Genomic DNA, 22,121 nt, shown 5'->3' with positions numbered 1-22,121 from the left:
GACGATGCCGGCACATGACCTTCCTTTCCCCGTCATCCTGTCCGCCTTGCTGCTCGCCACCGGTGCGAGCCTGCTAGCGGCGATGCTTCTGCCGGCCGCGCCACGCGGCGTCGCCATCGCGACGCTCAGCCTGATCAAGGCCGCACTTGTCGTGCTCGGCTTCATGCGGCTTCATCGAACAAGCCCGGCGCTGACGATCGCGCTGATCTGCTACGCGGCGGTGCTGTGCACGCTTGCGGGGATCAAGATCGCCATCGCCGGATAGTGATCCCGGCAGACCTCTTCGTCATTCCGGGGCAGGTCACAGGCCTGCACCCGGAATGACGGCGTAACGTCGGCGAAATCTTACCCACCTTAAACCGCCCGGCTGTACTGCCGCGGCGGCTGGTCGAGATGAGCGTCAAAGGCGGATGCGACCTTGCGCACCAGCAGGCGCGCCTCGTCCGGCAGCGAGACCCGGTGGCCGTCGAGCCGCACCACGCCCTCCTGCGAGAGCTGGCCAAGGCGCTGCAGCGCGCTTTCGAGAATCTGTGGATCGGCCTGGTGGCGTGCGCAGACAGCGTCGATATCGACCGTGAGGTCGCACATCACCCGCTCGATCAGCTCGGCACGCAGGCGATCCTCGGCGCTGAGGCGATAGCCGCGTGCCGTCGGCAGCGCGTTGTCGGCGATATGCTCGGCATAGCGGCCGATCACCACCTCGTTCTGGACATAGCCCTGCGGCAACCGCCCGATCGCCGAAGCGCCGAAGCCGATCAGCGCCTCGCAGCGATCAGTGGTGTAGCCTTGGAAATTGCGATGGAGCCCACCCTGCACCAGAGCACGCGCCATCGGATCTTCGGGCAGAGCAAAATGATCGAGCCCGATGCGAACATAGCCGGCCCCCACGAGGCGCTGCGCCATGGCCTCGGCCTGCTCGTGCCGGGCTTCGCCATCCGGCAGCTCGGCGGTGACGATACGGCGCTGGTGCTTCTTGAATTCGGGTACATGGGCATATCCGAAGATCGAGAACCGGTCCGGCCGCATCGCCAGGCATTGCTCGACGGTATCGAGGCAGGAGTGCAGCGTCTGGCGCGGCAGCCCGTAGATCAGGTCGAAGCTCACGGCCGCGATGCCGGCGCCGCGCAGGCCGGTGACGACCGCCGCCGTCTGCTCGACGCTCTGGATCCTGTTGATCGCCTTCTGCACGGCGGGATCGAAGCTCTGCACGCCGAGGCTCGCGCGGTTGACGCCTGCCTCGGCGAGCGCTGCGATCATGCTGGATTCGAGCCGGCGTGGATCGATTTCGACTGCGATCTCCGCCGTGGGATGCAGCGCAAAATGCTGCCGCAGCAGGGCGACCAGGGCGACGAAATCCTGGGGTTCCAGGATGGTCGGCGTGCCCCCGCCGAAATGAATATGGCGCACATCGAGCGGAGCCACGAGCCTTTCAGCGACCAGCGCGATCTCCCCGCGCAGCGCCGCGAGATAATCGATGATCGGCCCGTTGCGCAGCGCGACGGTGGTGTGACAGCCGCAATACCAGCACATCGAACGGCAGAACGGTACATGGAGGTAGAGCGAGGCGGTGGTTCCCGCCGCCAGTTCCTTCAGCCAGCCGGCATAGGTGTCCGCATCGACAGCCCCGCTGAAATGCGGGGCGGTCGGATAGCTCGTATAGCGCGGAAGCCGTTCGTCTCGGTATGGCGCAGCCTGCATCGGTCAGCTCCGGGCTGTTGTCGTTGAACCCGCTGACTAGCCGGTTCGGCCGATGGCTTCCTTGATCGAAGGCAAACTGCAGCCTGGATCGGCCGGCGGCAGGAGCACTGCCGTCAAGCTGCGACCATCGCTCGACGCGGTTCCGTCGCAACGCTGCTTGAGCTACACCTGATGCGGCCTCCCGCCCTGGATCGTCAGTTCATGAAACAGCCGCTTATGCCCGCCTCGCTCGCTCCGCCTTTCGGGCAATATTCCCATGGCATGAAGGCTGCAGCTCAGGGCATCCTTCTCACCTCCGGCCAGCTCGGCATCGCGCGCGACGGCAGCGTGCCGGAGGATGCCGGCGAGCAGGCCCGCATCTGTTTCGAGAGCATCGCCGCGATCCTGCGCGAAGGCGGCCTGTCGATGGCGAATCTCGTGCGCCTCAACGCCTTCGTTACCGACCGCAAGCACATGCCGGCCTATATGAAGGCGCGCGACGAAGCTCTGGCCGATTGCCCGGTCAAGCCGGCCTCGACGCTGGTGATCGTCTCCGGTTTCAGCCGGCCGGAATTCCTGGTCGAAGTCGAAGCGACGGCCGTCTACTGAACCCGCCGGGCCCTCCCCGGCAGACGCCCGCCCTGACGAATCTGGCGAGCTTTTTCTTCATTGGTCGGCTCCGGGCCGAGCGCCGCATCCACCTCGACCAACGGCATCACCCCGGCTGCATTGCGAACGAGCGAGTGCGACGCATGGCTGCCGGAGATTATGTCGGGATGGCTGCCGACTTCTCGGAGATGAGAACCGATCCGCGCCGGCGGCGGCGTTCCTGATGATGCGCGACGAAAGCTGGACGTTCTGCCCCGTCAGATGCGGTAACAGATCGCAGCTCTTGAATCCGATGCCGACATCGTTCAGTCCCAGGCGAACCAGGACAAGCCGTAACGCGGGGTCAGCCCCTCGCGCGCGAACAGCCGCCGGCAGCTCTCGGAATTGACAGTACCGTCCTCGCTCCAGTCGAGATCACCGCGATGGATGCCGCCCGCGATGAAGGCGGCATCGATTCCCGCGCCAGCTGCCCCGGCGACGTCGTGCTCGAGTGAATCTCCGATGGCGAGCAGGCGCCCGGCCGGGCGATCCAGATAGCGCAGGCAGCTCCGATAGATCCGCGGATGCGGCTTGCCGTGATAGTGAACGGTACCGCCCATCTCCTCATAGATCAGGGCCGCCAAACCCGGAGCCTCGTGCAAGGTGCCATCGGCATGGACGCGGTAGCGGTCGGGGTTGCCGCAGATCATCGGCAGGTCGCGTCGCAAGGCCTGCTCCAGCACCGGCTTCCAGCCCGCGACCGACTGGCTGTCGGGGTCCATGCTCATCACGAAAAGGAAGTCGGCCGCCTCGGGGGTATCCACCAGCGTCAGACCGAGCCCGTTCGCCAGATGGTCCTCGCCCGGCCGCGCCAGCAGCAGACAGCGCGGGCCGAGATCGCGATAGCCCGGTTCGGAGCGCTCCAGCAGGGCCTCGCGCGCATCGTCCCCCGCCGAGGCCACGCGGTCATAGAGCGGGCGGGCGAAGCCCATGCTGGCGAGAACGCCTTCGTTGTCGCGCCCGCTGCGTCCCGAATTGGACAGGATGATCACGGCCTTGCCCGCTGCCCGCAGGCGCTCGAGACAGGCGACCGCATCGGGATAGGGCCGCGTGCCGTCATGCAGCACGCCCCATTGATCGAGCAGGAAACCGTCATAGTGGTCGACGAGGGCCGAGAGGCCGCCGGGAAAGGCGGTCTCCGCCCGCGATTCAGACAATGCGGGAACGGACATAGGCCGAGAGCGCCTCGCTGATGATGACGATGCCGAGGATGGCGATCAGGATCACGATCGCCTGCGACCAGGCGAACTGGTTGATCGAAGCGTAGAGCAGGAGCCCGATGCCGCCGGCGCCGACGAAGCCGAGCACGCTCGACTCGCGCACATTGATGTCCCAGCGGTAGATCGAGGTGCCGATCAGTACCGGCAGGATCTGCGGCAGGATGGCGACGCCATAAACCTGAAGCGTGCTGGCCCCGGTCGATTCCACCGCCTCGATCTGGCCGGCATCGACCTCCTCGATCGCTTCGGCGACGAGCTTGGCGATGAAGCCGACCGAGCGCGCGGCGACTGCGCAGATGCCGGCGACCGGCCCCGGCCCGAAGATCGCGACGAAGACGAGACCCCAGATCACGGTGTTGATCGAGCGCGACAGGACTAGCATGGCCCGGCCGATCAGCCAGGTCGCCTGGTTGTAGGTGGTGTTGCGCGCGGCCAGGAAGGCGACCGGCAGGGCGAAGACGATGGCGATCATCGTGCCGAGCGTTGCAATATGCAGCGTCTCGATCAGCGGCTCGACGATGCGCGGCAGATAGGACCAGCGCGGCGGCCACATCCGTTCGATCAGGTCTGCGGCCTGTTCATGGGCATCGGCGAAGAAGGCCCATTCGATGTCGAGCGCCGAGACCGACCAGGCGGCAGCGACCGCGATGCCGCCGAGCCAGATCCACTGCACGATGCGCTCGCGCGGCGAATAGCGTTCCCAATGGTCGGGATAGCGGCGCATCGGCGCGCGGTCCTGCGGGAGCTGATGCGCCGTCATCTCAGCCTCCGCCGGGCCCAGTCGCTGAACCATTCGCCGAAGGCGACCATCGCCGCGATCGTCAGCAGGATCGCGCTGGCGAAATCGAAATCATAACGCGAGAACGAGGCCGAGAGCGTCTGGCCGATACCGCCGGCACCGACGATGCCGATCACGGTCGAATGCCGGAGGTTGGAATCGAGCCGGTAGATCAGCACGCCCAGCGTCTTGACCAGCACCTGCGGCACGACCGCGTAGAAGAAGGTCTGGCCGAAGCTCGCGCCGGTGGCGCGGATGGCCTCGACCGGGCCGGGCTTCATGTTCTCGATATCCTCCGCCAGCATCTTGCCGAGGAAGATGGCCGAGGAGAAAGCGAGGGTCAGCAGGCCGGCGACCGGGCCGAAGCCGAACAGTTTCACGAAGAAGATCGCGATGATGACCTCGTGGAAGGTCCGGCCCGTGACGATGAAGGCGCGCGCCAGCAGATAGAGCGGGCGCGGCGAGAGATTGGCCGCCGCCGCGATGCCGATCGGAATCGACAGCACCGCGCCGATGATCGTCGCAGCGATGGCGATCTGCACGCTCTCCACCATGCCGGTGAGCAACAGCTCCCAGCGGCCGAAATCCGGCGGAACCATCCGGGCCAGGATCGTCCAGGCGCGCGGCAGCCCGGCGAGAATGCGGGCCATGTCGACATTGAGCGTCGAGAGCGACCAGACCAGATAGACGCAGACCAGCGCCCAGAAGACGAGCCGCCGGCCGGGACTGCCGAAGATGCTCGGCGCCCGCCAGCGGCTGGGATAGGAGGCGGCAGCTGTCGTCATGACAGCGCGCCGACCTGTGCTGTGGCGACTGCCGGTGCGGCGGGAGCCTCGTCATCCTCGTCCTGCGGGGTCGACCAGTCTTCCTCGCCATAGATCCGGGTCAGCGCCGCGTCGGTCAGGGCGCTGGCCTCGGCGTCGAAGACGATCAGGCCATCCTTCATGCCGATGATGCGGTCGGCATGGGCGCGGGCGAGCGCGACGTCGTGGATATTGATGATGGCCGGGGTCTGGCGCTCGGCCACGAGCTCGCGCACGAGGCGCATGATCTGGCGCGAGGTCTTGGGATCGAGGCTCGCGGTCGGTTCGTCGAGCAGCAGCAGGTCCGGCCGCTGCATCAGGGCGCGCGCGATGCCGACGCGCTGGCGCTGGCCGCCCGAGAGCGCATCCGCCCGCTGGTTGTGATAGCCGTCGAGCCCGACACGATCGAGCAATGCGAAGGCGGCCTGGATATCCTCGGGAGGAAAGCGATAGCGCAGCGAGGCGAGAAGCCCGGTATAGCCGAGCCGCCCCGAGAGCACGTTCTGCATCACGCTGAGCCGTTCGACCAGGTTGTATTCCTGAAAGATCATGCCGATCCGGCGTCTTGCAGCCCGCAGGCCCTTGCGATCGAGCGCGACGATGTCCTCGCCGTTGAGCCTGACGCTGCCGGCGGTCGGCTCGACCAGCCGGTTGATGCAGCGGATGAATGTGCTCTTGCCGGCACCCGACGAGCCGATCACCGCGACGAGTTGCGGCCGGTCGATGACGACATCGACACCGCCCAGCGCCTTCTTGCCGGTCGGATAGACCTTGGCCAGTCCCGCGACGGCCAGCAGCGGAGCGCCGCCGGCCGAAGCCCCCGAAACAACCGACATCAATCGCCCTTAAGCTTCGAAAGGCCGTCCTGGGTATAGGTGATGCCGCTATTGCTCTGGATCAGGATGATGTCGCCCCAGGCGTCCTTATAGCTCAGCTCCTTGAAACCCTTGGTGTCCTTGAACTCCTTCGCGAGCGCCGAATTCAGGAAATCGAAGGTCAGGAAGGCCTGCTTGATCTTGGCCTGCAGCTCGGGCTTGAGATCGTGCGCGAGGCCGAAGGCCGTGCGCGGGAACGGGCTCGACTCATAGACGATGCGGATATCGTCGCGCTTGAACATGCCGCGATCAGCCATGCGCTCGACCACGCTGGAGGCGACCGGCGCGGCATCGTAGTCCTTGTTGACCACGCCCATGATCGAGTTGTCGTGCTTGCCGGAATAGAGCACCTCGTAGTCCTTGCCGGGGACGATCCCCTTCTCCTTGAACAGGATGCGCGGCGCGGTATCGCCGGAGTTCGAAGACGGCGCGACATGGGCGACGCGCTTGCCCTTGAGATCGGCGATGGTCTTGATCGGGGAATCCTTCGGCACGATCAATTGCAGCGTGTAGCCGATCGAATCGTCCTTCTTGGCCATGGCGACGATCGGCACGAAGCCGGCGAGGTTGACCGCGAAAGGTGTCGGACCGCTGGCAACGCCGGCAATATGCAGGCGGCCGGAGCGCATCGCCTCGACCTGCGCCGCATAGGATTCGGCGCCGAACCACTTGATCTTCTTGCCGGTCGTCTTGCTCAGATGCGCGAGGAAGTCGGCGAAGACGTTCTCGTAGACCGACGGGTCCTCCACCGGCGTGTAGGAGAAGATCAGCGTGTCCGGGTCCTTCTGCTTCGCCACATCGGTCGGAGTATCGGCGAGCAGGTCCCGATTGGCGTCGCAGTAGCGTGCATCCAGCGTCCCGCGATTGGCGCAATCCTGCGCCTGCGCGGGACCGGCGAACCCGATCCCGAAAGCGAGTAGGCAAAGGGACGCGATCTTGGCGCGCAGCATGGCAACCTCCCTGGACGCAGCGGCGCCCTGAAGGCGCTCGTGTAAGATTTCTTCCATCCTGATCAAAAGTGATCACCGACGCAAGAGTGTCGGCTAAAGATTTGAAGGGAGACCGGGGCGCTTCAGGCCACGAGCCAGCGCGTGCCGCTGCGCTCCCAACTCGCCCGCAGGCGCGGGCCGGGCTCTACGTCGACGACAACCAGACTCAGCGCCTCGGGCGGTGCGACGCGGGCCGTACCGGTCTGATCGAACTTGGAGCGGTCGGCCAGCGCGAGGCTCTGTCGGGCGCGACCCATCGCGGCCTGACGCACAGCGATCTTCTCGAGGTCGAAATCCATCGGCGCACCATCGTCGTCGAAGCCGCCGAGGCCGATGATGGCATAGTCGAAGCGGAAACCCATGATGCTGGCGATCGCCGCCTGACCGACGAGCGAGCCGTTGGCGCCGCGCGTCGTACCGCCGGTCACGACCACGTCGAAGACACCATGGTTGCAGAAGATCTGGGCGACGGAAACGCTCGCCGTCACCACCCTGAGGCCGGGCTTGTTGATCAGCGCCCGCGCGGCGGCCTCGACCGTGGTGCCGACATCGAGGAAGACCGAGGCGCCAGGCGGCACGATCCTGGCCACCGCGGCGCCGATCCGCTCCTTGCCGCGCGGGGAGACCGTGAGCTTCTGGGCATAGGCCGAGCGGATGCCGCCGGACGCAAGCCCGGCCCCACCATGGAAACGCTGCAGGAAATTGCCGGCCTGCAGGCGAATGATCTCGCGCCGGACCGTCTGGGCCGAGACGCCGAAACGCTCGGCCAGTGTCTCGATCGTGGTGAAGCCGAGCTCCTGCACGAGATCGAGGATCTGCCGCTGGCGCGGCGTCAGGGTCTCGGTATCGGGAGCGGAAGGGCTCATCGCATGTCCGTGCAAGACGTGCCGGGCGCGGGAAGGCTGCTCGGCCACGCGCGTATGATAGCCGCCCGGCCCGAAATGCAAGCGGCCGGATCCGCTCTAGCTGCTGCCCCAAAGCGCATGCACCGATTGCGCGATGGCGAAGCCGCTGACCGCGAGCAGGATCACGATCGCGACGATTCGATAGTGTCGCTGCAAGGCGGAACGGAACAGCCGCGTTCCGATCACCTGCCCGAGAAACAGCGCTGGGATGGTCACCGTCGCCAGCAGCGCCGTGGGTGCGACCAGGAGCCCGGAGACTCCGGCGAAGCCTATCGCAACCGCATCGGAGAGCAGGAAATACAGGACGATCGAGGCCCGCCCGACATGCATAGCCGTCTGGGCGTTGAGATAAAACAGCACCACGGGCGGCCCGCTCATCGCGGCGGCGCCGTTGAGCAGGCCGGAGAGGATGCCGACGCCGAAGGTTGCGGGCACTCCCGGCTCACGGCTCGCCTTCAGCCCGGCGGCGAGCGCACAGGTCGTCGCGAGCACCACGAGCGCGATGGCGAGACGCATCACGTCGGCCGGCAACGAAGCGAGGCCGTAGAGCCCGATCGGCGTCGCCAGAAGCGCGCCGGCGACGAGCAGCAGAACCGAGCGCAGATGTGCCGAGCGCCACAGGCCGGGCAACAATTGCAGGCTGCCGGCTACTTCGAGCAGCAGCACCATCGGCACGGCAGTGACGGGGTCGGCGATCACGGCAAGCAGCGGCACGGCCACGAGCGCGAAGCCGAAGCCGGTATAGCCACGCATGATCGCCGTCAGGAAGACGACGAGGATACAGGCCGAAACCTGCCCCGCGCTGAACGGCGCCAGCAAGCCGGCTATAGTCATGAAGCCCCCGTTGAATCGCTCATCGCCGCCGGGGCGTGGTCGAATTTCCTGCCTATCACCGGGCGCCACCGGCCTCCAGCGCCGCCGCCGTGGCGGCATATCCGCGCGCGCGGAACTCTGCAATGCCGTGACATCCTGGCGGCCTGCGAGATCGCAATTGGCGCTGGTCTCGAGCGCGGGCGAGATAGCGGCAGCGTAGGCAGAACCGATCCGGACCACGATCTCTCCGGGACTTGAACGAAAACGAGCCGCAAGTTCGACAGTCGCGATGCGCGGATAGAAGCCCCGCATCGGCGCTGATCACGGCCCGGAGACTCGCCAATTCCGTGTTGGAGCCGGCGGGAGCCGCAGTCTGGATGGTCCGATGCTCTTCATACCGGGAGACGATGCGACACACGTCGCTCACTCACGCTTTGGCGCCGGGCTCCGGCCGGGCCACGCCGCGGAACTCCTCACGGCGGGAAAGGGACGCGGCGGGGCTTCAGGAGTGATGTCCGGTGCGCTCCGCGCTTACCTGGTCCGAGAGATGATGTCGCCGTGGCGCAGGAGGCCGGAACTTTGACGGAAAGGTTAAAATCCGCCTCGTTCGGGGCCAGAAACGCTCTTGCGGTCGCAACAACGCCCCAATAGGCTCCTTGTCGACGCGCCGGATACAGGCGCGCACGAGGGGAACGTCCATGTCAAAGATGATCACCAGAATGGTCGCATTCGGCCTCGCCGCTGCGGCCTTTTCCGTATTCGCAGCGCCGGCTTCGGCGCAAGCCACGCTCGAAGCCGTAAGGAAGCGCGGCAAGGTACTCTGCGGCGTCTCACCGACGGCCCCCGGCTTCTCCTACGCCGACGACAAGGGCGTTCGCCAGGGCTTCGATGCCGATGTCTGCCGGGCGGTCTCCGCCGCTGTTTTCGGCGCACCGGACAAAGTCGATTTTGTCCCGCTCAACACCAATGTCCGTTTCCAGGGCCTGCAATCGGGCGAAGTCGATCTGCTCTCGCGCCAGACGACACACACCTTCTCGCGCGACACTTCGCTCGGCCTCGATTTCGCACCGGTCGTCTTCTATGACGGTCAGGGCCTTATGGTCTCGACGAAGCTCGGCGTGAAGAGCGCGGCCGAGCTGTCGCAATCGGCCGTTTGCATCCTGCCGGGTACGACGACGCTGCAGAACCTCGAGGACTATTTCAAGCCACGTAACATCAAATACGAGGCGGTCGTCTTCGAGAACCCCGACGAGTGGCGCAACGCCTTCTTCTCCGGCCGCTGCGACGTCATCACCACCGACCGTTCGGACCTGGCTTCCGTGCGCGCCATCGCCAACGATCCCAAGCAATACGTCATCCTGCCCGAGACGATCTCGAAGGAGCCGCTCGCGCCCGTCGTCCGCCAGAACGACAGCAACTGGCGCGACATCGTCTCCTGGACGGTCAACGCCCTGATCGCGGCCGAGGAATACGGCATCACCAAGACCAATATCGACGAGCAGCTCAACAGCAAGGACCCCGAGATCCAACGCCTGCTCGGCGTCAACGGCGACCTCGGCAAGATGCTGAGCCTCGACAACAAATGGGCCTATAACGCGATCAAGCAGCTCGGCAATTACGGCGAGCTCTTCGAGCGCCATCTCGGCGAGAAGACCCCCCTCGGCCTCACCCGTGGCCCAAACCAGCTCTGGAACAAGGGCGGCCTGATCTACTCCCCGCCCTTCCGGTGATCTTCGCCCAGCGTGCGTTCCCTCGATTGACCTGAGACCATCGGCTGCCTTCGGGCGGCCGATGCGTCCCCAGCCCGGAACAGCCGATGGCAACCTCAGATTCCAGCCCGGTGCGGCTGCTCTACGACGTGCGCGTCCGCGCCGTGCTCTATCAGGTCGTGGCGGTCGCGCTCGTCGTCGGTATCGGCCTTTATCTCTTCGACACTGTCTCGCGGAAGCTGGCGGCGCAAAACATCGCCACCGGCTTCGACTACCTGTCGCGGCCCGCCGGCTTCGTCATCAGCCAGTCCTTCATCTCCTACGATTCCGGCAACACCTACGGCCGTGCCATCCTGGTCGGCCTGCTCAACACGATCTGGGTCTCGGTCTTCGCCGTCATCCTCTCGACGGTGCTTGGGCTCGCCGTCGGACTTGCCCGCCTGTCGCGCAATCCGCTGCTCTCCACGCTCGCGCTGCTTTATGTCGAGGCGCTGCGCAACGTGCCGCTGCTCCTCTATCTTTTTCTCTGGTACGCGCTGATCGTCGCGGTCTTCCCGCCGGTACGCGACGCCTGGCAGATCCTGCCCGACGTCTTCCTCAGCAATGGCGGGCTGATCGTGCCCTCGCTGCGCTGGTCGCCGGCACATACCGGAGTGCTGGCCGGCGTCGTGCTCGGCATCGTGCTGGCCTACATCGTCGCCTCGTCCTTTCGCCGCAAGCGGGTCGCGACCGGCCAGAGCCGCATGGCCTGGCCCTTCGTCCTGATCGCCCTTGCGATCCCGCCGCTCGTCGCAATGCTGGTCTTCCAGCCCGAGATGGCAGTGAACTGGCCGGAGAAGGGGCGTTTCCGCATCACCGGCGGCCTTCAGGTCACCCCGGAATTCACCGCGCTGCTCGTCGGGCTCGGCCTCTCCGCTTCTGCCGGCATCGCCGAGATCGTGCGCGCCGGCATCCTTTCTGTCGGACGCGGACAATGGGAAGCGGCGCGCTCCGTCGGTCTGCACGACCGCCAGACCATGCGGCTCGTCGTGCTGCCGCAGGCGCTGCGCGTGATCATCCCGCCGCTGACCAGTTCCTATCTCTCGACCTTCAAGAACTCCTCGCTCGCCATCGCCATCGGCTATCCTGATCTCGTCATGGTCTCGAACACGACGATGAACCAGACCGGGCAGGCGATCGAGGGCATCGCCATCTTCATGCTGGTCTATCTGGGCATGTCGATCGCAATCTCCGTTCTGATGAACTGGTACAACGCCCGCGTCGCGCTGGTGGAGCGTTGAGATGACCGACACCGTCCAACTCAACGCGCTGGCTTCCATCCCCGACGAGCGGCCGGTGCGGCCGGCGCGGAGCTGGTTCGCGCTGCTCAAGCCCTATATCGGCTCGCCCTTCAACGCCGTCGTCACCTTCGCCTGCCTCTGGCTGATCTACCGCCTCGTCACGGGAGCCTGGGGCTGGCTCGTCACCCGCGCCATCGTCGAAGGCGGCCCGCAGACCTGCAAGGCCGCCGCCGGAGCCGGCGCCTGCTGGCCGTTCCTGGCGGCGAAGCTGCGCTTCATGATCTTCGGCTTCTACCCCTATGACGAACACTGGCGTCCGGCGCTCGCGGTGCTGCTGTTCCTCGGCGCGATGATCTACTCGATGATCCCGCGCTTCTGGTCGTCCCGGCTGCTCTGGCTCTGGTTGGCTGTCGTCGTCGCTTGCGGCGTGCTGATGTATGGCGGACTCTTCGGTCTCACCGTGGTCAACACCACGAGCTGGGGCGGCCTGCCGCTTTCCTTCATGCTCTCCTCGGTCGGACTCGCCTTCGGCTTCGTGCTCGGCGTGTTGCTGGCGCTGGCGCGCTCCTCGAAGCTGCCGGCGATCCAGGTCATCGCCGTCGTCTTCATCGAGATGGTGCGCGGCGTGCCGCTGGTCTCGATCCTGTTCATGGCCTCGGTGATGTTGCCGCTGTTCATGCCCGACGGCGTGACCATCGACAAATTGCTGCGGGCGCAGGTCGCGATCATCATCTTCGCCGGCGCCTATATCGCCGAGACCGTCCGCGGTGGCCTGCAGGCCGTGCCAAAGGGCCAGCATGAGGCGGCAGCCTCGCTGGGCCTCGGCTACTGGCTGTCGATGCGCAAGATCGTGCTGCCGCAGGCGCTGAAGATCGTTATCCCGCCATTGGTCAACATCTTCATCGGTTTCTTCCAGGATACGACACTGGTCACCATCATCGGCCTGCTGGATTTCCTCGACACGGTGCGCTCGGCGATGCGCGATCCGGTCTGGCAGGGCATCGCCGTTCTGGAAGGCTATGTCTTCGCGGCGCTCGTCTACGCCGTGTTCAGCTACGGTATGGGTTCCTATAGCCGCTTCATCGAACGGCGCCTGAAGACCGATCACAGCCACGGCCGGCACTGAGCGGCGCACCGATGGCCCCGCCCGCACCCCGGGCGAGGCTGGATGGCAGGTGATCAGAGAACCGGAGCGGTCTGCTTGCCGAGCTCTTCGGCCGGCGGAATCCGCCCCCCCTCGAACCAGTAGGACGCTGCCGCGCGCGACATCGCCGCCCCGTCATGGCCGATGCCGGCAACTGTAAGAAGCTGCCAGTTGCAGGGCACGCCGAGGCGCTCCGCTTCCATCTTGCCGAAATCGAGCATGAAATGGGCGCGGCCATAGCGATGCGGCCCCTGCGCCAGCGCTTCCGCCTGCGACGGCAGGTTCGGATCGTCGGTGGCGATGTCTCGATCGCCCGCGAACAGGATCATCGGATAGGCGAGCCAGCGCGCGAGCGCCGCCTTGTCGAGGCCGAGCCCACCAAGCCCTTCCGGGAAGTTCCGCCCAGGCGTCGGGAGCGTATACCAGCCGGGGTTGGAGGCCATCGCCGCTTCGAACAGCGCGCCGCCTTCCGTCGCCAACATGCGATGCACGAACTGGCCGCCGGCCGAATGACCGAAGATGCGGATGACCGGCTTGTCGATCACGCCGGCGGCACGCAGCGCATCGAGCACCCGGGCGGGTACGGCATAGAGCCATTCGGCACGCGGCGCGATCGTCCCCTCTTCGGAGACGACAAGGCCGTTATTGTAGCCCTCGGCTTTCGGGAAAGGCTCGTTCGGGAAGGTCGGCGCGACGATCAGCAGGTTATGCTTCTCGGCTGCGTCGATCCAGAAATCGCGATACTCGTCACCGTTGCGCAGCATGCCGTGCTGCACGACGATGACCGGATCGTTTGGCTGGTGCCGCGCGGGGCGGTAGAAATTCACCTCCAGCGCCTTGTCCGGATGGCTGATGTCGATGAAGGGCAGCGTGCTGCGCCCGACGGGCGGATTGAGGGTCGTGGTGGTCATGCGGCCTCCGGAGCCTTGTGCAGATGGCAGGCGGCGCTGCGGCCGGGCGCGATCTCCGTGAGGACCGGCCGGACCTCGCGGCAGACCGGCATCGCCTGCTCGCAACGCGGATGGAACGGGCAGCCAGGCGGCGGCGCCAGGGGAGAGGGCAATTCGCCCTTGAGCGGCTGGAAGGCGCGCTTGCGCCTTGCCGCAGACGGGATCGCGGCGATCAGTGCCGCGCTATAGGGATGCGCCGGCTCGGCGAAAATCTCCGCCGCCGTGCCGACCTCGACGATGCGGCCGAGATACATGATCGCGACCCGGTCGCTGATATGCCGGACGAGGCCGAGATCATGGCTGACGAAGAGATAGGTCAGGCCGTGGCGCTCGCGCACATCCATGAACAGGTTGATCACCTGCGCCTGGATGGAGACGTCGAGCGCCGAGACCGGCTCGTCGCAGACCAGGAAATCCGGCTTCACGGCCAGCGCACGCGCGATGCCGATGCGCTGGCGCTGCCCGCCCGAGAACTGGTGCGGATAGCGCTCGCGATAGGCGAGATCGAGACCGACCTCGCTCAGCGCCTGGTCCACCGCCCCGTCGATCTCCGCCCTGGGCAGGAGCTTGTGGACGCTGAGCGCCTCGCCAACGATGCGGCTGACCTTCATGCGCGGATCGAGCGACGCGTAGGGATCCTGAAAGATCATCTGGACCTTCAGCAGGAAATCGAGCCGCTCCTTGCCCTTCAGGCCGGCAACCGGCTGCTGCTCGTAGACGACTTCACCGGTCGTCGGCTTCAGGATGCCGGTGACGACGCGGGCCAGCGTCGACTTCCCGCAGCCGGATTCGCCGACGAGGCCGAGCACCTCGCCGCGCTTCACACTGAGATCGATGCCGTCGACGGCACGCAGCACCGGCGGCGCCTTGCCCCGCCCGGTCGCCATCAGGATGCGTTCCGCCAGCGTCGGCTTGCGTCGGAAATGCTTGGTGATGCCCTTGAGCTCGATGATCGGGGCGCTGGTCGAAGCACTCATGCCGCTTCTCCCACCGGCACCGGATTGTGGCAGCGGAAACTATGCGCATCCTGCCCCGTCGTTTCTGGATCACGCTCGGCGCAGACCGGCTGGACGCGCGGGCAGCGCGGGCGGAACGGGCAGCCGCTGGGGCGCGCATCAATGCGCGGCGCGACGCCGTCGATCTGGTTCAGACGTTCTCCGGGCGCGACATTGGCAGCCGATGAATTGAGCAGGCCGAGCGTATAGGGATGGCGCGGTGCGTCGAGCACGGCGTCGACCGGCCCGATCTCGACGACTCGGCCGGCATACATCACCGCCACCCGGTCGGCGAGCTCCGCCACCACGGCGAGGTCATGCGTGATCCAGAGCACGGCGGTGCCGGTCTCGCGCGCGAGCTTCTGCACCTCGAACAGGATCTGGCTCTGGATGGTGACGTCGAGCGCCGTCGTCGGCTCGTCGGCGATGATCAGGTCGGGCGCGTTCAGCAGCGCGGTCGCGATCGCGACGCGCTGGCGCATGCCGCCGGAGAACTCGTGCGGGAACTGCCTGAGGCGCGCTTCAGGCGAGGAGATGCCCACGCGGGCCAGGGCCTTCGCGGCCTCGCCGAGCGCTTCCTCGCGGCTGCAATCGCGATGCTCCAGGATCGCCTCGCTCATCTGCTCGCCGATGCTGAGCACCGGGTTCAGCGTCATCAGCGGGTCCTGGAAGATCATGGCGATGCGATCGCCGCGCAGATCGCGCAGGCGCTCCTCGGTCGCGGCACGCAGGTCCTCACCGCCGAAGCTGACCGTACCGGCGACGATCTCGCCCGGCGGATCGATCAGGCGCACCAGCGAAAAGCCGGTCACCGACTTGCCGGACCCGGACTCGCCGACGAGCCCCAGCACCTCGCCGCGCGAGACGCTGAGATCGACGCCGTCCACGGCAGGCCACGCACCGTCGAGCGCATGGAAGACGGTTCTGAGGCCTCGAACCTCGAGCAGGGGATTGGTTGCGAGATCACTCATGAGCGCACGTTGAAGCTGCGGCGCAGCCGGTCGCCGACGAGATTGAGCGAGACGATCAGCAGCACCAGCGCGATGCCTGGGAAGACCGCGATCCAGTATTCCCCGGAAAGCAGGAACTCGAAGCCATTGGCGATCAGCAGACCGAGCGAAGGCTGCGTTACCGGGACGCCGACGCCGAGGAAGGAAAGCGTGGCTTCCAGCGTGATCGCACCGGCAATGCTGATCGAGGCGACGACCAGGACCGAGCCGACCGAATTCGGCAGGAGATGCGCGACCATGATGTGCCGGGTCGGCAGGCCGAAATTAAGCGCAGCCTCTATATATTCCTTGCGCCGTTCGACCAGCGCGGAAGCGCGCATCAGCCGGGCATATTGCGCCCATTGCACCAGCACGATGGCGAGGATGACCTTGTCGACCCCGCGCCCGATCGAAGCCAGCAGAACGAGCGCGATCAGGATCGAGGGAAAGCCGAGCATGAAGTCGACGACGCGCATGATCACGGCATCGACCACCCCGCCGAACTGTGCGGCGAGGAGCCCGGCCGAGATGCCGATGAAGAGCGCGCCCAGCGTCGCGGTGAGGCCGACCATCAGGCTGGTGCGTAACCCGTAGAGGATCGCGCTCAACATGTCGCGGCCCTGCGAATCCGTGCCGAGCCAGTAGGTCAAGCCGTTCATGCCGGCCTCACCCGGGGGTAGGCGATTGTCCATCACGCTGAGCGAAGCGAGGTCATGCGGGTTCTGCGGCGCGATGACAGGGGCCAGCAAGGCCAGCGCGACCATGATGCCGAGCAGGATCGCGGCACCGCGCGTCGTCGGCCGGCTGCGGATGCGCCGCAGCACCTTTTCGCGTAGCGGCGTGTCGGCATAGGCCGGCACGGTCGGAGCTCTGGCTTCGACACTCATGCCATCTCTCCTGTCAGCTTCACCCGCGGATCGAGCGCGGCGTAGAGGATGTCGACGAGGAAGTTCACGGTGACGAAGAGCAGCGTCGCCAGCAGCACATAGGCGACGACCACCGGCCGATCGAGCTGATAGACCGAGTCGATCAGGAGCTTGCCCATGCCGGGCCAGGCGAAGACCGTCTCGGTGATCGTCGAGAAGGCGACCAGGCTGCCGAACTCGATGCCGACCACGGTTACGACCGGGATCAGGATATTGCGCAGCACATGGCGGCCGACGACGCGGCGCGGCTTCACGCCCTTGGCTCGGGCATATTTAACGTAGTCCTGCGTCATCGCCTCGGACGTGCCTGCGGCGACGAGGCGGATCATCAGCGCCATGTTGGGAATGGCGAGGTTGAACGCCGGTAAGGCGAGATGGCTGAGTCCATCCCAGGTCAGGAGGCTGGTCTGGACACCAAGGACGGAAACCGTCTCCCCACGCCCGGCAGTGGGCAGCCAGCCGAGCACCACCGCGAAGAGCAGAATCAGCATCATGCCCTTCCAGAAGCTCGGCAGCGAATAGCCCAGCACCGTGCCGCCCATGATGATGCGAGAAGGGCGGCTTTCCGGATCGAGTCCGGCATAGAGCCCAAGCGGAACGCCGGTCACGATCGCGAGCGTCATCGCCAGCAGCACGAGCTCGAAGGTGGCGGGCAGCCGGCCGAGGATGAGCTCGATCGCCGGCACGCCGTGCACGAAGGAGCGACCGAGATCACCCTTCAGGGCATTGCCCATGAAGACGAAATATTGCTGCCAGATCGGCAGATCGAGGCCGAGGCGCCGGATCAGCGCCTCGCGCTCGGCCGCGCTGGCCGAGGGCGACACCAGCAGCTCGATCGGATCGCCGATGCCGTAGACGGCGAAGAACACCACGACCGAGACCGCGAGCAGCACGAGCACGCTCTGGATCAGTCGTTGCAGGACATAGGCGGTCATGATGCTCGACCGGCTCCGCTCAATGGTTCACGGGCCGCCCTCGACGGGCGGCCCGGCTTGTCGATGACCTGTCGGCCGGCGGCTTACTTGGCTTTCGGCTTCACCGACATCGCCAGCATGAACTGGTCGGCGCGCCCCTTGACGTCGAGCTCGGACTTGAACGCCCAGATGCCACTTTCGAAGTGCAGCGGGATGAAGGCGTAGTCGTCGACGACGATCTTGCCGGCTTCCTGCAGCAGCGACGCGCGCTTGCCGTCGTCGAGCGTAGTCACCGCCTCGCGGATGATCTTGTCGAACTGGTCGTTCTTGTAGCCGCCATAGTTCGAGCCGCCGAGGGTCTTGGCCTCGTTCGGGGTCGGCGGCCACTGGCGCAGGAACGACGCGGCCTCGCCGGTGCCGGAGCCCCAGCCGCCGATCGCGACCGAGAATTCCTTCTTGGCGCGGCGCGGGAAATAGATCGCGCGGGTCATGGCGTCGACCTCAGCCTTGATGCCGACCTGGGTCAGATACTGCGCGACGGCCTGGGTGATCTGGCTGTCGTTGATGTAGCGGTCGTTGGTGGTCGAGAGCGTGACCTGGAAGCCCTTGGCATAGCCGGCCTCGGCAAGCAGCTTCTTCGCCTGCGCCGGATCATAGGCCAGCTTCGGCGGATTCGGCCGCGTGCCGAACATGCCGGTCGGCAGGTACTGGTAGGCCGGCTCGGCCGCGCCGTCCATGATACGCTTGACGATAGCGTCACGATCGATGGCGAGCGACATCGCCTTGCGGACGCGCAGATCCTTCAGCGGGTTCTTACCGTCTTCCGCCTTGACGAAGGGGCTCTGGTCGCGCGCCACATCGAGCTGGAAATAGATGACGCGGGTCGAAGGGGTGATGACATGGCCGAAGCGCTTGTCGTCCTTGATCCGGCCCAGGTCGCGCGCCGCGGGGTTCTCGATCACGTCATAGTCGCCGGCGAGCAGGCCGGCGAGACGCGGGCCGGCATTGGTCACCGGCAGCAGACGGACCGTCGACCACGGCTCGGCCTTGCCCCAGTAATTCGGGTTGCGCTCGAGCTCGATCGCGGAACCGCGCACATAGGACTTGAGCTTGTAGGCGCCGGTACCGATGGCGAGCGTGCCGTCGTTGAAGCCGGTTACCGTCGGCCAGGGGCCGGTGACGCCACAGTTCTTCGCGATGTCGTAGACGATCGGACCATGCTCGACGATCCCGGCCGATAGGATGCCGAGCCCCGAAAGCACGTTCGGCAGCAGCGGCTCGGGCGCGATCGTCGTGATGACGAGCGTCTGCGGATCAGGCGTCTCAACCGAGGCGAAGTTGCCGGTGACGTCGGCGAAGGAATCCGTGATCTTGGTTTCGTTCTTCAGCGTGCGGCAGAAGGTGAAGACCACGTCCTCGGCGGTGAAGGGCTTGCCGTTGCTGAACTTCACACCCTCGCGCAGCTTGAAGGTCCAGCGGTTCTTGCCGTCGTTCTGCCAGGACGTCGCAAGACTGGGGAGCAGCTTCTGCTGCTCGTCCTGGCTGACCAGCGAATCGAAGATGTGCTGGGCCAGCGCATTATTGGGCGTGAGGTCATGGTAATGAGGATCGACTGCCGTCGGCTCGGACGACAGAGCGATGCGCAGGGTCTGCGCCGGGACCGCCGTACCGGCGAGACAGGCGGCCGCGAAAGCCGCGAGAACAATGGGTTTACGCATGATGGAATCCGCTCCCGATTGAGAACCGTTTTGACAGCTTCATTTTCGTCCAGTAGCAAACATGAAAATTTTCGAACGTCAATCGGGTAGCCGCGCATGTCACAGGGCCTGAAGCCGACGACGGATCTTTCGAACCGGATCGCCCGGATCTACCCTTCGCTGAGCAACGGCCATCGCCGCGCCGCCGATTTCGTGCTGCAGCATCCGCTCGATGTCGCGACCATGACGATCGAGGGCCTGGCCGAAGGCAGCGGCACGTCCAACGCGACGGTGACGCGCTTCGTCCGGGCGCTCGGCTACGCCAGCTATGGCGAGTTCCGTGGCGGACTCTCTGCGGCCCTGAAATTCGCCCATGACCCGGTGGACACCTTCGCCGGAGCCCGCTCGACAGCCGGCTCGATCTTCGCGACTTTCACCGCCGCGCTCGCGGACCAGAACGCCAACCTGCAGGAGGCGAGCGACGGCCTGGACGAGGTCTCCGTGACGAAGGCAGTCGAGCTGCTGCTGAAGGCACCGCGCGTCTTCATCGCCGCCTCCGGCGCCAGCCACCATGTCGCCTCCTTCCTGGAGGACGGGCTCGCGCTCTATCTGGATGCCGACGTCATCTTCACCTCCTCGCGCACCGGACCGGAACGCGCCATCCGGCACATGATGTCGGCGCGGACAGACGATCTCGTCGTCGCGATCTCGGTGCCGCGCTATTCCCGCACCACGCTCGATCTCTCGACTTTCGCCAAGAAGCGCGGCGCCTCGCTGCTCGCCTTGACCGACAGCCCGACCTCGCCGCTCGCCCCTGTCGCCGATGTCACGCTGTTCGCGCCCGCCCGCAGCCGCCTGCTGCCGAACTCGCCGACGGCGGTCTTCGCACTCGCCGACGCCCTGATCGCCGCCGTCGCCCGTGAACGCCCGGACGCGGTCGAGGCCCTCAAGGAGCTCAGCGAAAGCCTGCTCTGGACCTTCCATCAATAGGCGGGCGCTCAAGCCGCACCGATGCGTGCCGCCGCGAAGCGCTCGCGCAACCAGCGCGCCGCCGGCCCGCAGGGGCGCTGCTTGTGCCAGACCATCTCCAGCGCCACGGGCAGATCGAAATCATCGAACTGGAGATCGGGCATCACGAGATCGGCCGTCACCGGCGAATTCGCGATGACATAGCTGGAGACGAAGGCCCAGCCGATGCCCTGCTTCACCAGTTGCAGGATCACCCAGTGGCTCTCGACCCACCAGACCTCGGCTGCAACGCGCAGGCGCTGCTTCTCCGGCCCGTCGCCGCGCGCCGCGACGAGAATCTGGCGATGGCGCTTCAGCTCCTCCCAGTCGACTCGCATACCGGCCAGCGGATGGTCTTTGCCGCAGACGAGCTTGATCGGCACCCAGCCGACCGTCTGGAAGCCGAGCTCCGGCGGCAAGGCCTCCTGACGCCACATCACCCCGATATCAGCCTGCCCCGCCAGAACGAGCTGGCTGACATCCTCCATCAGCGGGAACAGCAGCTCCAGTTCGACATGCGGGAAATGCCGCGCGAAATCGGCGAAGAGCGCACCCAGCAGATGTTCCGGATAGAGCTCGTCGATCGCGACGACGAGCCGCGTCTCGACATGGCTCTCGAAGCTGCTGGCGACGCCGATCAGGTGTTCCCGCCGATCCAGGATCACCTTCGCCTCCCGCAGCAGGCGCTCGCCCGCCGCGGTCAGCACGGGATTGCGTCCGGCCCGGCTGAACAGCGCGACGCCGAGGTCCTCCTCCAGATTGGCGACCTGCGTGCTCACGGCCGATTGCGCCTTGCGCAGTGCCCTCCCCGCTGCCGAGAACGAACCCTGCTCGGCCGCGGCCACAAAAGCCTCAAGCTGCTCGAAGGACAGATTCATCTATCTGATATCCAGATAAGATCTAACTTGAATGGCTCAGATTTGACGATAGAACGCACCGCGTCAATCAAGACCGGAACGACAGGTGTTTCGAATGTCCATGCGCTCCTTCCCCGACCGGATTCGCCATACCGTGATGTTCGAGATCATCGGGCTCGCGTTGGTGATCCCCGGCGGCGCCATGCTCTTCGACCTGCCGGCAACCCATATGGGCGTGATCGGCGTAGGCTCGGCCACCGTCGCGACACTCTGGAACTTCGTCTACAATCTCGGCTTCGACCACGCGATGCTCCGCTTCGCCGGCCATACCCGCAAGAGCCTGACGCTGCGCGTGCTGCATGCATTGCTGTTCGAAGGCGGATTGCTGGTCCTGCTGCTGCCGCCGATGGCCTGGTATCTCGGCCTCGGCCTGTGGGAGACCTTCGTGATGGACCTCGCCATCGTGGTTTTTTATGTGGTCTACGCCTTCCTCTTCAACCTCGCCTATGACCGGGTCTTCCCGGTTCCCGCCCGGTCGCGGCTGGCCGTCGCCTGAATCGGCTTCGGGCCCGGGCCAGCCTGAAATCGTCACGCCCCTCCCTGCCTGCTGGCGGTCCACGCCGCGGCAGCCATGGACATTCTCTGGCGATCGTATTCTGATCACGCCGGAACCACCGAGACGGCTTGCCCCGTCACGGCGCGAATGCATGTCGCGGCGGCAGGCCGCGCCTTGGAGGGACGATGACAGGTAAGATCTATGACGGGCCGGTGGCTGCGCTCGACGGGCTGCTGTTTGACGGGATGACGATCATGTCTGGCGGCTTCGGCCTGTCGGGCAACCCCGAGAGCCTGATCCCTGAGATCCGCGATTCCGGCGTGAAGAACATCACGGTGATCTCGAACAATGCCGGCGCCGACGGCTTCGGCCTGTGGATGCTCCTGCA

The 22,121-nt window shown here is 65.9% G+C and carries 23 protein-coding genes; 8 read left to right on the top strand and 15 right to left on the bottom strand.

The window, feature by feature from the left end; genetic code table 11:
* Positions 1-4: 4 nt before the first annotated feature.
* Positions 5-265, top strand: coding sequence for a hypothetical protein (locus tag J0I42_RS04510; RefSeq protein ID WP_291653192.1), 261 nt, complete (start codon positions 5-7; stop codon positions 263-265).
* 89 nt (positions 266-354) lie between these two features.
* Here J0I42_RS04510 and hemN read toward each other — a convergent pair whose 3' ends face one another.
* On the bottom strand, positions 355-1,698 hold the full coding sequence (hemN, locus tag J0I42_RS04505; protein WP_291653191.1) for an oxygen-independent coproporphyrinogen III oxidase: 1,344 nt from the start codon (positions 1,696-1,698) through the stop codon (positions 355-357).
* 201 nt (positions 1,699-1,899) lie between these two features.
* Here hemN and J0I42_RS04500 point away from each other — a divergent pair, with 201 nt between their 5' ends.
* Positions 1,900-2,286, top strand: a complete 387-nt coding sequence (locus J0I42_RS04500) for a RidA family protein (protein ID WP_291653190.1) — start codon at positions 1,900-1,902, stop codon at positions 2,284-2,286.
* Positions 2,287-2,591: 305 nt separating this feature from the next.
* Here the strand turns inward: J0I42_RS04500 and J0I42_RS04495 are convergent, their stop codons facing one another.
* The 7 genes from J0I42_RS04495 to J0I42_RS04465 form a co-directional block, all read right to left on the bottom strand.
* Positions 2,592-3,497: a TIGR01459 family HAD-type hydrolase gene (locus J0I42_RS04495; protein WP_291653189.1), complete on the bottom strand. Its 906-nt coding sequence runs from the start codon at positions 3,495-3,497 to the stop codon at positions 2,592-2,594.
* On the bottom strand, positions 3,475-4,305 hold the full coding sequence (gene phnE / locus J0I42_RS04490) for a phosphonate ABC transporter, permease protein PhnE (RefSeq protein WP_291653188.1): 831 nt from the start codon (positions 4,303-4,305) through the stop codon (positions 3,475-3,477). The genes J0I42_RS04495 and phnE (J0I42_RS04490) overlap by 23 nt, the downstream gene beginning before the upstream one ends.
* Positions 4,302-5,108, bottom strand: coding sequence for a phosphonate ABC transporter, permease protein PhnE (gene phnE / locus J0I42_RS04485; RefSeq protein WP_291653187.1), 807 nt, complete (start codon positions 5,106-5,108; stop codon positions 4,302-4,304). Before phnE (J0I42_RS04485) ends, phnE (J0I42_RS04490) begins: the two co-directional genes overlap by 4 nt.
* A complete protein-coding gene (phnC, locus tag J0I42_RS04480; protein WP_291653574.1) occupies positions 5,105-5,923 on the bottom strand; it encodes a phosphonate ABC transporter ATP-binding protein in 819 nt (272 codons plus the stop codon). Before phnC ends, phnE (J0I42_RS04485) begins: the two co-directional genes overlap by 4 nt.
* Positions 5,924-5,961: 38 nt before the next feature.
* Complete coding sequence (gene phnD, locus J0I42_RS04475) at positions 5,962-6,951, bottom strand: phosphate/phosphite/phosphonate ABC transporter substrate-binding protein (protein ID WP_291653186.1); 990 nt, start codon at positions 6,949-6,951, stop codon at positions 5,962-5,964.
* A gap of 122 nt (positions 6,952-7,073) precedes the next feature.
* A complete protein-coding gene (locus J0I42_RS04470; protein ID WP_291653185.1) occupies positions 7,074-7,856 on the bottom strand; it encodes a DeoR/GlpR family DNA-binding transcription regulator in 783 nt (260 codons plus the stop codon).
* Between the two features lie 96 nt (positions 7,857-7,952).
* A complete protein-coding gene (locus J0I42_RS04465; RefSeq protein ID WP_291653184.1) occupies positions 7,953-8,729 on the bottom strand; it encodes a sulfite exporter TauE/SafE family protein in 777 nt (258 codons plus the stop codon).
* A gap of 686 nt (positions 8,730-9,415) precedes the next feature.
* Between J0I42_RS04465 and J0I42_RS04460 the strand changes: the two genes are divergently transcribed.
* The 3 genes from J0I42_RS04460 to J0I42_RS04450 all read left to right on the top strand — a co-directional run bounded on the left by J0I42_RS04460 (position 9,416) and on the right by J0I42_RS04450 (position 12,823).
* Positions 9,416-10,438 carry an amino acid ABC transporter substrate-binding protein gene (locus tag J0I42_RS04460; RefSeq protein ID WP_291653572.1) on the top strand — a complete coding sequence of 341 codons (1,023 nt, stop codon included), beginning with the start codon at positions 9,416-9,418 and terminating at the stop codon, positions 10,436-10,438.
* An 86-nt stretch (positions 10,439-10,524) separates the two neighbouring features.
* The gene (locus tag J0I42_RS04455) at positions 10,525-11,697 is read left to right on the top strand and encodes an amino acid ABC transporter permease (RefSeq protein WP_291653183.1); all 1,173 of its coding nucleotides are present in this window, start codon (positions 10,525-10,527) and stop codon (positions 11,695-11,697) included.
* Position 11,698: 1 nt separating this feature from the next.
* On the top strand, positions 11,699-12,823 hold the full coding sequence (locus J0I42_RS04450) for an amino acid ABC transporter permease (RefSeq protein ID WP_291653182.1): 1,125 nt from the start codon (positions 11,699-11,701) through the stop codon (positions 12,821-12,823).
* A 53-nt stretch (positions 12,824-12,876) separates the two neighbouring features.
* On the opposite strand, the gene J0I42_RS04445 is transcribed toward J0I42_RS04450, so the two are convergent.
* The 6 genes from J0I42_RS04445 to J0I42_RS04420 all read right to left on the bottom strand — a co-directional run bounded on the left by J0I42_RS04445 (position 12,877) and on the right by J0I42_RS04420 (position 19,333).
* A complete protein-coding gene (locus J0I42_RS04445) occupies positions 12,877-13,752 on the bottom strand; it encodes an alpha/beta hydrolase family protein (protein WP_291653181.1) in 876 nt (291 codons plus the stop codon).
* Positions 13,749-14,768 (bottom strand): ABC transporter ATP-binding protein, encoded by a 1,020-nt coding sequence (locus tag J0I42_RS04440; RefSeq protein ID WP_291653180.1) that lies wholly within the window; start codon positions 14,766-14,768, stop codon positions 13,749-13,751. The genes J0I42_RS04445 and J0I42_RS04440 overlap by 4 nt, the downstream gene beginning before the upstream one ends.
* Positions 14,765-15,757, bottom strand: coding sequence for an ABC transporter ATP-binding protein (locus tag J0I42_RS04435; RefSeq protein WP_291653179.1), 993 nt, complete (start codon positions 15,755-15,757; stop codon positions 14,765-14,767). The genes J0I42_RS04440 and J0I42_RS04435 overlap by 4 nt, the downstream gene beginning before the upstream one ends.
* Entirely contained in the window at positions 15,754-16,662 is a 909-nt protein-coding gene (locus J0I42_RS04430) for an ABC transporter permease (protein WP_291653178.1), read from the bottom strand. The genes J0I42_RS04435 and J0I42_RS04430 overlap by 4 nt, the downstream gene beginning before the upstream one ends.
* A complete protein-coding gene (locus J0I42_RS04425; protein WP_291653177.1) occupies positions 16,659-17,636 on the bottom strand; it encodes an ABC transporter permease in 978 nt (325 codons plus the stop codon). Before J0I42_RS04425 ends, J0I42_RS04430 begins: the two co-directional genes overlap by 4 nt.
* Before the next feature lie 83 nt (positions 17,637-17,719).
* A complete protein-coding gene (locus tag J0I42_RS04420; RefSeq protein ID WP_291653175.1) occupies positions 17,720-19,333 on the bottom strand; it encodes an ABC transporter substrate-binding protein in 1,614 nt (537 codons plus the stop codon).
* Between the two features lie 96 nt (positions 19,334-19,429).
* Between J0I42_RS04420 and J0I42_RS04415 the strand changes: the two genes are divergently transcribed.
* Positions 19,430-20,302, top strand: a complete 873-nt coding sequence (locus J0I42_RS04415; protein ID WP_291653173.1) for a MurR/RpiR family transcriptional regulator — start codon at positions 19,430-19,432, stop codon at positions 20,300-20,302.
* Positions 20,303-20,310: 8 nt separating this feature from the next.
* Here J0I42_RS04415 and J0I42_RS04410 read toward each other — a convergent pair whose 3' ends face one another.
* Entirely contained in the window at positions 20,311-21,198 is an 888-nt protein-coding gene (locus J0I42_RS04410) for a LysR family transcriptional regulator (protein WP_291653172.1), read from the bottom strand.
* Positions 21,199-21,298: 100 nt separating this feature from the next.
* Here J0I42_RS04410 and J0I42_RS04405 point away from each other — a divergent pair, with 100 nt between their 5' ends.
* Positions 21,299-21,733, top strand: coding sequence for a PACE efflux transporter (locus J0I42_RS04405; RefSeq protein ID WP_291653569.1), 435 nt, complete (start codon positions 21,299-21,301; stop codon positions 21,731-21,733).
* 185 nt (positions 21,734-21,918) lie between these two features.
* On the top strand, positions 21,919-22,121 hold a 203-nt coding region (locus J0I42_RS04400; RefSeq protein WP_291653170.1), incomplete at its 3' end, for a CoA-transferase.

Origin of the sequence: Allobosea sp. (assembly GCF_017308015.1) — a bacterium.
Lineage (GTDB): Bacteria > Pseudomonadota > Alphaproteobacteria > Rhizobiales > Beijerinckiaceae > Allobosea.
This window is presented reverse-complemented; position numbering and strand designations above follow the sequence as displayed.